The following is an 11,995-nucleotide window of genomic DNA, read 5'->3' on the forward strand; positions in this document are numbered from 1 at the left end:
CCAGCCCAGGTGCTTGGGATCGAACCAGCCGAACATCAGCGTCGGCCGCAGCACGCAATGCCGGAGGCCGGACGCGACCACCATCGCCTCCTGCTGCTTCTTGGTCTCGGTGTAGTCGTCGGTGGCGACCGAGTTCACCACCGAGGAGCTGACGTGGACCAGGAAGGGCACCGCATGCGCGCGACAGGCGTCGAGCACGTTGCGGGTCGCGACCAGGTTGTTGCGGTCGAACAGCGCACGATGCTTGCCGGTGATCTGGGCGTGCAGCTGCACCACCACGTCGGCGCCGGCGAAGGCCTCCGACCAGGCGCCCGGTTCGGCCAGGTCGGCTTCGATCGCGGTGACGCCGGGATTGAGTTGGCGCAGGATGCCGAGGTTGTGCGCGTGCTTGTCGATCGCGACCAGGTGGGTGTAACCCTGCGCGCGCAATTCGACCAGCAGGTTCTGCCCGACCAGGCCGGCGGCGCCGGTCAGGACGATGCGGGCGTCCCGGGCGATCGCTTCGCTCACAGCCTGATCCTCCGGAACACGAACTCGGGGAGGTGGGTGATCACCCGCATGATGGCCCACCAGAATCCGGGCAGGTAGGCCACCGAACGGCGCCGGGCCACCGCGCGGACGATGCCCCGGGCGACCTGCTCCGGCGACGCCCACAGCGCGCCCTTCTTGAACGCAGCCGTCATCGGCGTGTCCACGAAGCCGGGCTTGATGGTCAGCACGTTCACCCCGCTGCCGTTGAGCGCCTGGCGCAGGCCGCTGGCGTAGGCGCTGACCGCCGCCTTGGCGCTGCCGTACAGGTAATTGCTGGCGCGGCCGCGGTCGCCCGCCACCGAGCTGATGACGGCCAGCGTCGCCGGGGCCTGCAGCCGCTGCGCCAGCGCCGTGCACAGCGCGATCACCGAGCTGCCGTTGGTGGCGAACTCCTGCATCGAGCGTTCGACCGAGGCGCTGCAGGCGGCCTGGTCGGGCAGGGTGCCGTGCGCGACCAGTGCGAGGTCCACCTGGCCGAGCGCGGCCCAGGCCGCATCGAGCATCGCGGCGTGGCCGGCGAGGTCGTTGGCGTCGAGCACGTGGCCGTCGACGGTGGCGCCGCGCACGCGCAGGTCGGCGGCCAGGGTCTCCAGCCGGATCGCGTCGCGCGCGACCAGGAACAGCCGGGCGCCGCCGCGCGCGTACTCCCGGGCCGTGGCCACGGCGATGGCGGAGGTGGCGCCGATGACGAGGATGCGTTGCATGCTTACTCCATGACCCGCCGCCAGAACGACGACGAGAAAGCAGGGTCGATGTGGGGGATGAAGTCATCCAGGCGCGGCTGGCCGGCGCGGAACATCGCCGGCGACATGCGCGCGTCCTTGGCCGGGTAGAGCGCCCCGCCGGCCTCGGCGACGATCGCGTCGAGGCGATCGAGCAGTGCGAAGGTGGTGGGCCCGGCGCGCGGGAAGTCCAGCGCCAGCGTCGTGCCCGGCCGCGCGAACGACAGCAGGCCGGGCGCCGGTCGGTCGCCGAATTCCTTGAGCACGGCCAGGAACGAGCCCTGCCCGCTGCGCGCGATCTCGCCCAGCAGCCGCGCCACGGCGTCGCGCGCGGTGGCCGGCGGCAGCACGCACTGGTGCTGGAGGAAGCCGCGCGGGCCATACATGCGGTTCCAGTCGCGGATGCCGTCCAGCGGATAGAAATAGGGCGCGTAGTGCTGCAGGCCGGCGCGCGACCGCGCCTGCTGGCGCTGGTAGTACAGCGTGTTGAAGGGCCGCAGCGTCAGCCGGTTCACCAGCGCGAACGGCGGCGTCACCGGCATCGACAGCCCGCGGCCGGGCCGGCGGCCGCTGCTGCCGGCCGGGGCATGGTTGGCGCGCAGGAAGTGGCCGCGCCCCAGCGCCTTGCCGCGGGCCAGGCAGTCCACCCAGGCCACGGTGTACGCATGGCTGGCGGCCGATTCGGCCGAGAGCGCGAAGAAGTCGTCGAGGCCGCCGAAGCGGATCGACTCCACCGCCATCCACGGCCCGGCCACGCGCTGCAGGCGCAGCTGCAGCCAGATCACCAGGCCGGTGAGCCCGAGCCCGCCCACGGTGGCCGCGAACAGGGCGTCGCCCGGGCGCAGCACCTGGTGGCTGCCGTCGCTGCGCGCGAGCCCGAGAGCCAGCACGTGGTCGCCGAAGCTGCCGGCGCGGTGGTGGTTCTTGCCGTGCACGTCGTTGGCCAGCGCGCCGCCGACGGTCGCGTACTGCGTACCCGGCGAGACCGGCAGGAACCAGCCGCGGGGCAGCGCGACCTCGAGCACTTCGCCGAGGGTGACGCCGGCCTCGCAGGTGATTACGCCGGCCTCGGCGTCGAAATGCAGGAAGTGGTCCAGGCCGCGCGTCAGCAGCAGGCGCCCGCCGTCGTTGAGGCAGCTGTCGCCGTAGCTGCGGCCCTGGCCGTGCGCCAGCAGCGAGCGGTCGCCCACCGGCAGCGCCTCGTCGCGCCGCCGGAGCGGGTGCAGGGCCTGGTCGACGGGCGTCGGCCACCGGCCCCAGCTTTGGCCCGTGTCCGCCATGCCCGGCTCAGATCGCCGCAAGCGCGATCACCGCGCACAGCAGGCCGACCAGCTGGCTGGCCCGGTCGGTGACGGCGAACACCACCGGGTCGTCGTCCATGCCGCCGCGGTGCGCCACCACCCAGGTCCGGCTGACCCAATACAGCACCAGCGGGCACAGCAGCCACAGCACCTGCGGCCGCGTGTAAAGCGCGATGCTCTCCGGGCTGTTGATGTACAGCGCCAGCACCAGCACGGCCAGGTAGCCGGCCGAACCGCCGAGCGACTGCAGCAGCGGCAGGTCGTCGACGCCGTAGCCGCGGCCGGCGGCGCCGTCCTTGCCCTCGGCCAGCATCGCCGCCAGCTCGACGTAGCGCTTGAGCAGGGCCAGGCTGAGGAAGATGAACATCGAGAAGGCCAGCAGCCAGAACGACAGCGCTGCGCCGATCACGGCGGTGCCGCCGATGATGCGCAGCGTGTACAGCGCGGCCAGCAGCATCACGTCGAGCATGGCGACGCGCTTGAAGCGCAGTGAATAGGCCAGCGTCAGCAGGTAGTACGCGGCCAGCACCGCCGCGAACCGGGGCTCGATCCACCAGGCCAGCGCCAGCCCGGCCAGCGCCAGCAGCGGCGCCAGCACGATGCCGGGCAGCAGCGGCAGCGCGCCCGAGGCGAACGGGCGCAGGCGCTTGCGCGGATGCTGGCGGTCGCTGGGCAGGTCGAGCAGGTCGTTGAGCACGTACACCCCGGAGGCGCACAGCCCGAACGCCACGAAGCCACCGAGCGCGGCCAGCGCGGACTCGGGCGCCAGGAACCGGTGCGAGGCCAGCAGCGGGATGAACACCAGCAGGTTCTTGAGCCACTGGTGCAGGCGCAGGGCGCGCAGCCAGGCCGTGAGGCCGCCGCCGATATCGGGCAGGTGCGCCAGCAGCTCGCAGCGCCCGGCGGCGGCGCGGGCCAGGCCAGCCCCGGCGTTGACCACCAGCGCGCCGTGGGCGCGGGCCCAGACCGCCAGGTCCACGCGCGCGTTGCCGGCGTAGTCGAAGCCGCGTTCGCCGAAGCGCGCCACCAGCGCCTCGGCCTTGCCGCGCCCGGACAGGTTGCGCTGGCCGTCGCTGGCCAGCACCTCGTCGAAGCAGCCCAGGTGCGCGGCCACGGCCTGGGCCAGGCGGGCGTCGGACGCGGTGCACAGCACGCGCCGGCGCGCCGTTGCCTCGCGCAGCAGCGCCAGCACGCGCCCGTCGTAGGGCAGGGTGGCGGCGTCGAGCACGACCCGCGACGCAATTTCCTGCTTCAGGCGCGCCTTGCCGCCCAGCAGCCAGAACGGCAGCACCAGCAGCAGCCACGGCCGGTGGGCAAGCAGCGCCAGCGTCGACTCCAGCAGCAGGTCAGAGCGCAGCAGGGTGCCGTCGAGGTCGATGCAGAGCGGGCGGGCGGTCGCGACGGGGGAGGCGGTCATCTCGGCGGGGGCAGGGATGCTTTGCGGGCGACGAACGATGATAGCCGAATCGCCCGCGGCACCGGCCGCCCGGTCGGGAGCGCCTGCCGCGGCGGGGCAAGGACGGATAGACTGGGGCGCCCGTATCCCCTGGTGCGAGCTAGATGACCCTGCCCCCCGATGAGTCCGCCGCGTCCCGGGCGCTGCTGGCGCTGCGCATGACCGGCCCGGATGTCGCCATGCCCTGGCTGCCGACGCTGTTCCAGAACCCCTACGCCGACCAGATCATCACCGGGTTCCGGTGGCGGGCCTACCTGCGCGCCAATCCGGACGTGGCCGAGGTGGCCACGGACGAGGCGGCGGCGCTGCGCCACTTCTACTACTCCGGCTACTACGAGCGCCGCATCCTGGATCGCGCGCGCCTGCGCGGGTTCGATGCGCCCTTCTACCGCGCGCGCTACCCGGAGCTCGGCCTGGGCAGCGACGCCGAGGCCCAGATCCACTATTGCTACCTTGGCTGCTACGAGGGCCGGGCGCCGAATGCGTACGAGGCCTGGCACCACGACGCCGACCTGCACGTGTTCCAGATGGGAAAGGTCGGCTCGCACTCCATCGCCGCGGCGCTCGAGGCCGCCGACACCGGGCGCAAGGTGATCCAGCTGCACTGGATGTCGGATTTCCACCTCACGGCCAGCGGCGTGCGCACGCCTTACCGCCAGTTGCTCCTGCGCGATCGCGCGGCGCCGCTGCAGGTGATCTCGGGCACGCGCGAGATCGTGTCCTGGACGCTGGCCAGCCTGTTCCAGTACTTCGGTCCCGGGCTGGACACGGTGGACGCGGCCAGGGCGCTGGTGGAGGGGCGCTTCCTCGAGATCGCCCAAGGGGGACTGTCCTGGTTCGACCATCGCTATTTCTGCGGCCTCGACGTCTACGCCACGCCCTTCCCGCATGCGGAGGGCGCGGTGCGCATCGGGCATCCGCAGCTGGACCTGCTGGTCTACCGGCAGGAGGACATGTCGCGGCTTTCGGCCACGTTCGGTGGATTCCTGTCGATCCCCGGCTTCGCCCTGGGCCACGCCAACGTCGGCGAGGTCAAGCCGTACGCGGGGCTTTACCGGGCGTTCCAGCAGGCCTTCCGCCTGCCCGGCAACCTGCTGGCGACGCTGTACGACACGCCCTACATGCAGCACTTCTACACCGACGACGAGCGCGAGGCGGCCTACCGGCGCTGGGTCGGCTGAGCCCGCGCGTGCCCCTTGGTACAGGTCCCGGGGGTCGCGGCGGCTGCGTTAGAATCCCGGGGCTGGCCCCCTCCAAAGGTGCACCGATGTCCCCAAGCTCATCGACCGGCGCGCGCGCCGGCAAGGTCTACCCTTCCGCCGACGAGGCCCTGCGCGGCCTGGTCGCCGATGGCCAGGTGCTTGCCGTCGGCGGCTTCGGCCTCTGCGGCATCCCCGAGGCGCTGATCGCGGCGCTGCGCGATTCCGGCGTCACCGGCCTCACCGCGATCTCCAACAACGCCGGCGTCGACGGCTTCGGCCTGGGCCAGCTGCTGGCCACGCGCCAGATCAAGAAGATGATTTCGTCCTACGTGGGCGAGAACAAGGAGTTCGAGCGGCAGTTCCTGGCCGGCGAACTTCAGCTCGAGTTCAATCCGCAGGGCACGCTGGCCGAGCGCCTGCGCGCCGGCGGCGCCGGCATCCCGGCCTTCTTCACCCGCACCGGCTACGGCACCATCGTCGCCGACGGCAAGGAGACCCGCCAGTTCGACGACGGCCACTGGTACGTGCTCGAAACCGCGCTCAAGGCCGACGTCTCGCTGGTCAAGGCCTGGAAGGCCGACACCGCCGGCAACCTGGTGTTCCGCAAGACTGCGCGCAACTTCAACCCTGCCTGCGCGATGGCCGGCAAGGTCTGCATCGCCGAGGTCGAGGAGCTGGTCGAGGTCGGCGCCATCGATCCCGACCACGTGCACCTGCCGGGCATCTACGTCGACCGCATCGTGGTCAACCCCACCCCCGAGAAGCGCATCGAACAGCGCACCGTGCGAGGAGCGAAGTAATGGCCTGGAACCGCGATGAAATGGCCGCGCGCGCCGCGCAGGAGCTCAGCGACGGCGCCTACGTGAACCTGGGCATCGGCCTGCCGACCCTGGTCGCCAACCACATCCCGGCCGGCATGGACGTCTGGCTGCAGTCCGAGAACGGCCTGCTGGGCATCGGCCCGTTCCCGACCGAGGACGAAGTGGACGCCGACCTGATCAACGCCGGCAAGCAGACCGTCACCGCGCGCGCCGGCGCCAGCTACTTCGGCAGCCACGATTCCTTCGCCATGATCCGCGGCGGCCACATCGACCTGGCGATCCTGGGTGCGATGGAGGTGACCGCCAGCGGTGACCTCGCCAACTGGATGGTGCCGGGCAAGATGGTCAAGGGCATGGGTGGCGCGATGGACCTGGTGGCCGGCGTGAAGCGCGTGGTGGTGCTGATGGAGCACACCACCAAGGCCGGCGAGCCCAAGATCCTGCCCCGGTGCACGCTGCCGCTGACGGGCGTGGGCGTGGTGAACCGCATCATCACCGAGCTCGCGGTGATGGACGTCACGCCCGAGGGCCTGGCGCTGGTGGAAATGGCGCCGGGCGTGGACGAGGACGAGCTGCGCGCCAAGACGGGCGTGCCTTTCCGTCGCGCCTGAGCGGCGCCTGAGAAAATGGCTCTGGCCCCGAGGGGCCGGGGTCGGTAGATTCCCACGGTCCGGCGGGGAGCCGGTGACCCAGGGGATGCCATGCAAGACCGAGACCTTGGCGACGACCTGCCGGTCGTCACCAACGACCTGACGCCGCCCGTGCTGCCGCCGTCGCCGGCCATGCCGCCGCCGGTCCCGGGCCCCGTCCGCCATCCGCTGCAGTTCACCGGCCGTGCCGGCGAGTTCTTCGGCATCTGGTTCGTGAACCTGGTGCTGTCGGTGCTGACGCTGGGCATCTACTCGGCCTGGGCCAAGGTGCGCACCGAGCGCTACTTCTATGGCAACACCCGCCTGGCCGGCGCGCCGTTCGAGTACCTGGCCCAGCCGATCGCGATCCTGAAAGGCCGGCTGATCGCCTATGCGGTCGCGATCGGCCTGGGCCTGTCGGCGCACTTCCAGGTGTGGGTGGTTTACATCCCGCTGATCCTGCTGGTGCTCGCGCTGTTCCCGTGGCTGATCCAGCGCACGCTGCGCTTCCGGGCGCGCTATTCCGCCTGGCGCGGGCTGCGCTTCCGCTTCGTCGAGGGCGTATACGAGGCCTACGTGAACTTCATGTTCCGGCCGGCGCTGCAGATCCCCACCGCCTACATGGTGCTGCCGTGGGTGCGCATGCACCAGCACGACTACACCGTCACCGGCCATCGCTTCGGCGGCAAGCGCTTCCGGTTCCAGGGCGACCTGGGCACGTACTACATCCCGTTCCTGGTCAGCATCGGCCTGGGCTTCGGCGCCTACGTGCTGATGTTCGCCGGCGCGGTCGGCATCGGCATGATGCACGGGGCGCTGTCGGACGGCGCCGGCTCCGGTGGCGCCGCCGGCGGCAGCGCCATGGCCGCCGTCCTGGTGCCGATCGTGGTCGTCTACCTCGCGCTGCTGGCGCTGCCGATCTACCTGCGCACCAAGTACATCAACCTGATGTGGCGCTACGCCAGCCTGGGCGGGCACCGCTTCGAGTGCACGCTGCGGGCGCGCGACATGATCTGGATCTACTTCAGCAACGGCGTGGCCATCGTCGCCAGCGTCGGCCTGCTGGTGCCCTGGGCCATGATCCGGATCGCGCGCTACCGCGCCCAGCACTTCGCGCTGCTGGCCGACGGCGATCTCGACCACTTCGTCGCCGAGGGCGAGCGCGCCGAAGGCGCGGCCGGCGCCGAGCTGATGGACGCGCTGGACCTGGACGTGGACATCGGCATTTGAACCCGACCGACCCCCTCGCCTTCGACGGCACCTGGTACGACGGCCGCGGCAGCCGGCCGCGCGCGGCGCGGCTGTCCGAGCCGAGCCCCGGCACGCTGCGGCTGGCGTCCGAAGGCATGGTGCTCGAGTTCGAACGGGCCGGGCTGCTGCTCAGCCCGCGCCTGGGCCGCATGCCGCGCACGCTGCGGCTGCCGGGCGAGGGCCACGTGGAGCTGGCCGACACGCCGGCGCTGGAGGCCTGGCTGGGCGGTCGCGAGAAGATCGAAGGCTGGGCCGACCGGCTCGAGCGCCGCCGCACGGCGGCGATCGCCGCGGGCGTCGGCACCGTGCTGGGCGTGGTCGGCTTCTTCCAGGTCGGCCTGCCGTGGATGGCGAACCGGCTGGCGCCGGTCATCCCCGCGGCGGTCGAACGCTCGGTCAGCGACCAGGCCATGGCCCTGATCGAGCGCATGCACCTGGCGCCGAGCCAGCTGCCGGCCGAGCGCCAGGCCGCGCTGAAGGAGAAGTTCCAGGCGCTGGTGGCCGACCTGCCGCGCGGCGCCGACTTCCGCCTGGACCTGCGCCACGCGCCCGGCATCGGCGCCAATGCCTTCGTGCTGCCCGACGGGCGGGTGGTGATGACCGACGCGCTGGTGACGCTGGCCGAGTCCGACGAGCAGCTGCTGGCGGTGCTGGCGCACGAAGCCGGCCACCACGAGCAGCGCCACGGCATGCGCCGCGCGCTGCAGAGTTCGGCGGTGGTGGTGGTGGCGGGCTTCCTGTTCGGGGACCTGTCGGGCACCGGCTCGCTGTCGGTGTCGATCCCGGTGATCCTGCTCGAGAGCGGCTTCTCGCGCGACTTCGAGCGCGAGGCCGACGCCTTCGCGTTCACCCTGCTGGCGCGCAAGGGCCAGTCGCCGGCCGACTTCGCCGAGATCATGAAGCGACTGTCGGATTCGCATGGCGGCGACAAGGACCCGGGCCCGGTGGGTTACCTGGCCAGCCACCCGCCCAGCGCCGAACGCATCGCCGCCGCGCGTCGCGCGGCCGAAGCGTTCGAGCCTGCCCCGGCGGCGCCGGGCCCCGGGGCCGGGGACGACGGCCCCCGCACCACTAAAGAAAAGACCCGCGCCGACGCCTCAAACGAAAACGCCGACGCGGATTAAGCCGCGTCGGCGTCTTGTCGCGGGCCGGGGCCCGCGCGCAGGCCTGGCCTCAGATCGCGGCTTCCAGTTCCGGCACGATCTGGAACAGGTCGCCCACCAGGCCGAAGTCGGCGATCTCGAAGATCGGCGCCTCGGCGTCCTTGTTGATCGCGACGATGGTGCCGGCGTCCTTGATGCCGGTCAGGTGCTGGATGGCGCCCGAGATGCCGATGGCGACGTACAGCTCCGGCGCGATGATCTTGCCGGTCTGGCCGACCTGCAGTTCATTGGGCACGTAGCCGGCGTCGACCGCGGCGCGCGAGGCACCGACGCCGGCGCCGAGCTTGTCGGCCAGCGAGTAGATGATCTTGAAGGCCTCGGCCGAGCCGAGCGCGCGGCCGCCGGAGACCACCTTGCCGGCGCTCTGCAGGTCGGGGCGGTCGGACTTGCCCTGCTGCAGCGACACGAAGCGGGTGTGGCCCGGCAGCGCGGCGTCCACCGAAGCGGCTTCCACCGCCCCGCTGCCGCCGGCGCCGGCCGCCGGCCAGGAGGCCGTGCGCACGGTGCCGACCACGGCCATCGACGACGGCGCCTCGACGGTGATGATGGCGTTGCCGGCGTAGATCGGCCGCTTGAACACGTGGCTCGATTCCACCGACATGATGTCGCTGACCTGGGCCACGCCCAGCAGGGCCGCGACGCAGGGCATCAGGTCCTTGCCGAAGGTGGTGGACGGGCCGAGCACGTGGCTGTAGCCGGCCGCGAGCTTGGCGACCTGCGGGGCCAGCACCTGGGCGACCGGGTGGGCGTTGGCGGGATTGGCGACGGTGACCACCTTGGCGACGCCGGCGATCTTCGCGGCTTCGGCGGCGACGGCCTCGGGCGCGTCGGCCAGCACGGCGACGTGGATCTCGCCGCCGATGGCGGTGGCGCAGCTGACGCAGCGCGCGGTGGAGGCGTTCAGCTGGCCGCCCAGGTGTTCGGCAACGATCAGGATCTTGCTCATGCTCATGGTCTCCTTACACCAGGCCCTTGGCCTTGAGCGCCGAAACGAGCTCGGCGACGTCCTTCACCATCACGCCCTTGCTGCGCTTGGCCGGCGGGGCGTAGTGGCTGGTCTTGAGGTGGTCGCCCGCCTCGACGCCGAGGTCGGCGAAGGCGATGGTCTCCATCGGCTTGGACTTGGCCTTCATGATGTCGGGCAGCTTGATGAAGCGCGGCTCGTTCAGGCGCAGGTCGGTGGTGACCACGGCGGGCAGGTCGACTTCCAGGGTCTCGAGGCCGGCGTCGACCTCGCGCACCACGGTGGCCTTGCCGTCGGCGACGTCGAGCTTTCCGGCGAAGGTGGCCTGCGGGCGGCCCCAGAGCGTGGCCAGCATCTGGCCGGTCTGGTTGGCGTCGTCGTCGATGGCCTGCTTGCCCAGCAGCACCAGCTGCGGCTGTTCCTTCTCGATCAGCTTGAGCAGGGCGCGGGCGGCGGTGAGCGGCTGCACCGCGCTGTCGGTGACCACGTGGATGGCGCGGTTGGCGCCCATGGCCAGGCCGTTGCGCAGGTGCGCCTGGCAGTCGGCCGGACCCATCGTGCAGACGATGACCTCGGTGGCGATGCCCTTGTCGCGCAGGCGCAGGGCTTCTTCCAGGGCGATGTCGTCGAAGGGGTTGGGCGAGAGCTTCACGCCCTCGGTGACCACGCCCGAACCATCGGGCTTGACCTGGATGCGGACGTTGTAGTCCACGACCCGCTTGTAACCGACCAGAATCTTCATCGTGACGAGGTTCCTGTGGGGCAGGCCGACGCGCGGCGTGGGGCCGGGCGACGGGCTTGTGAGGGAACCCGGATTCTACCTCCTCCGCCCGTCACGGCCCAGTAAACCCCGGCCATTCCCCCGGTAGGAGCGCCTTCAGGCGCGAAGCTCTTCGGCGTAAGGATTCGCGCCTGAAGGCGCTCCTACAGGGGGGCGGGACTCAGGCGGCTTGGGTATGGCCTTCCAGCCCGGCCAGCCAGTCGTCGTCGCTGCCCTCGTTCACGCCTTCGAACAGCAGCGTGCTCAGGTAGCGTTCGCCGGTGTCGGGCAGCATGGCCAGGATCACGCTGCCGGCGGGGGCCGTGGCGGCCACCTGCAGGGCGGCCGCGACCGTGGCGCCGGCGCTCAAGCCGACGAAGAGGCCTTCCTCGGCCGCCAGGCGGCGGGCGGTGTCGCGGGCGGCCAGGTCGTCGACCGGGCGCACCTGGTCGGCGATGCCCCGGTCCAGCACGGCCGGCACGAAGTCCGGGGTCCAGCCCTGGATCTTGTGCGGGGCCCAGTCCTTGCCGTTGAGCAGCTGGGCGCCCGCCGGTTCGCTGGTGACGACCTGCAGGCCGGGGCGGGCCAGCTTCAGCACCTGGCCGACGCCGGTGAGGGTGCCGCCGGTGCCCCAGCCGGTCACGAAGTAGTCGAGCCGCTTGCCGGCGAAATCGCTGAGGATCTCCGGGCCGGTGGTGCTGCGGTGGTAGGCCGGATTGGCCTCGTTCTCGAACTGCCGGGCCAGGAACCAGCCGTGCCGTGCCGCCAGCTCGGCCGCCTTGCGCACCATGCCGCTGCCGCGCTCGGCGGCCGGGGTCAGGATCACCTTCGCGCCGTAGGCCCGCATCAGCTTGCGGCGCTCGACCGAAAAGGTTTCCGTCATCACCGCCACGAACGGATAGCCGCGCGCCGCGCACACCATGGCCAGCGCAATGCCGGTGTTGCCCGAGGTGGCCTCGACCACCGTCTGCCCCGGCTTGAGCAGGCCGCGCTGTTCGGCGTCGAGGATGATCGCGAGCGCCAGTCGGTCCTTGACCGAGCCGCCCGGGTTGAACGACTCGACCTTCACGTAGAGCGAGACCTGCGGCGGCGCGAGCCGGTGCAGCCTGACGATGGGGGTGCGGCCGATGGTGTCGAGGATGCTGTCGTGGATCGCCATGCGAGTCTCCGGTGGCAAGAATGTGTGGGCGGGCGC

At 71.5% G+C, this 11,995-nt stretch carries 12 protein-coding genes; 5 read left to right on the forward strand and 7 right to left on the reverse strand.

All coding sequences use genetic code 11. The features are described 5' to 3' along the window. From VFQ84_RS00445 to VFQ84_RS00460, 4 genes are all read right to left on the reverse strand, one after another. Nucleotides 1-498, reverse strand: a 498-nt coding sequence (locus VFQ84_RS00445) for an NAD-dependent epimerase/dehydratase family protein (protein ID WP_325128116.1), incomplete at its 3' end; no start/stop codon positions are given. 8 nt (nt 499-506) lie between these two features. Then, the gene (locus tag VFQ84_RS00450) at nt 507-1,235 is read right to left on the reverse strand and encodes an SDR family oxidoreductase (RefSeq protein WP_325128067.1); all 729 of its coding nucleotides are present in this window, start codon (nt 1,233-1,235) and stop codon (nt 507-509) included. Between the two features lie 2 nt (nt 1,236-1,237). Beyond that, nucleotides 1,238-2,533 carry an FAD-binding oxidoreductase gene (locus tag VFQ84_RS00455; RefSeq protein WP_325128069.1) on the reverse strand — a complete coding sequence of 432 codons (1,296 nt, stop codon included), beginning with the start codon at nt 2,531-2,533 and terminating at the stop codon, nt 1,238-1,240. A 7-nt stretch (nt 2,534-2,540) separates the two neighbouring features. Beyond that, complete coding sequence (locus VFQ84_RS00460) at nt 2,541-3,971, reverse strand: UbiA family prenyltransferase (protein WP_325128070.1); 1,431 nt, start codon at nt 3,969-3,971, stop codon at nt 2,541-2,543. Between the two features lie 143 nt (nt 3,972-4,114). Between VFQ84_RS00460 and VFQ84_RS00465 the strand changes: the two genes are divergently transcribed. The 5 genes from VFQ84_RS00465 to VFQ84_RS00485 all read left to right on the forward strand — a co-directional run bounded on the left by VFQ84_RS00465 (nt 4,115) and on the right by VFQ84_RS00485 (nt 9,037). Next, nucleotides 4,115-5,191: a putative capsular polysaccharide synthesis family protein gene (locus VFQ84_RS00465; protein WP_325128072.1), complete on the forward strand. Its 1,077-nt coding sequence runs from the start codon at nt 4,115-4,117 to the stop codon at nt 5,189-5,191. An 86-nt stretch (nt 5,192-5,277) separates the two neighbouring features. Then, nucleotides 5,278-6,012: a CoA transferase subunit A gene (locus VFQ84_RS00470; RefSeq protein ID WP_325128074.1), complete on the forward strand. Its 735-nt coding sequence runs from the start codon at nt 5,278-5,280 to the stop codon at nt 6,010-6,012. After that, nucleotides 6,012-6,644, forward strand: a complete 633-nt coding sequence (locus VFQ84_RS00475; protein ID WP_325128076.1) for a CoA transferase subunit B — start codon at nt 6,012-6,014, stop codon at nt 6,642-6,644. Before VFQ84_RS00470 ends, VFQ84_RS00475 begins: the two co-directional genes overlap by 1 nt. Nucleotides 6,645-6,734: 90 nt before the next feature. Next, nucleotides 6,735-7,892, forward strand: a complete 1,158-nt coding sequence (locus VFQ84_RS00480; protein ID WP_325128078.1) for a YjgN family protein — start codon at nt 6,735-6,737, stop codon at nt 7,890-7,892. After that, entirely contained in the window at nt 7,889-9,037 is a 1,149-nt protein-coding gene (locus VFQ84_RS00485; RefSeq protein WP_325128079.1) for a M48 family metallopeptidase, read from the forward strand. Before VFQ84_RS00480 ends, VFQ84_RS00485 begins: the two co-directional genes overlap by 4 nt. 49 nt (nt 9,038-9,086) lie before the next feature. On the opposite strand, the gene VFQ84_RS00490 is transcribed toward VFQ84_RS00485, so the two are convergent. The 3 genes from VFQ84_RS00490 to cysK form a co-directional block, all read right to left on the reverse strand. After that, nucleotides 9,087-10,022, reverse strand: a complete 936-nt coding sequence (locus VFQ84_RS00490) for an electron transfer flavoprotein subunit alpha/FixB family protein (protein WP_325128081.1) — start codon at nt 10,020-10,022, stop codon at nt 9,087-9,089. A gap of 13 nt (nt 10,023-10,035) precedes the next feature. Beyond that, entirely contained in the window at nt 10,036-10,782 is a 747-nt protein-coding gene (locus VFQ84_RS00495) for an electron transfer flavoprotein subunit beta/FixA family protein (RefSeq protein ID WP_325128083.1), read from the reverse strand. Between the two features lie 199 nt (nt 10,783-10,981). Further along, a complete protein-coding gene (cysK, locus tag VFQ84_RS00500; protein WP_325128084.1) occupies nt 10,982-11,959 on the reverse strand; it encodes a cysteine synthase A in 978 nt (325 codons plus the stop codon). Nucleotides 11,960-11,995 lie beyond the last annotated feature (36 nt).

The organism is Arenimonas sp. (genome assembly GCF_035721105.1).
GTDB lineage: Bacteria > Pseudomonadota > Gammaproteobacteria > Xanthomonadales > Xanthomonadaceae > Arenimonas.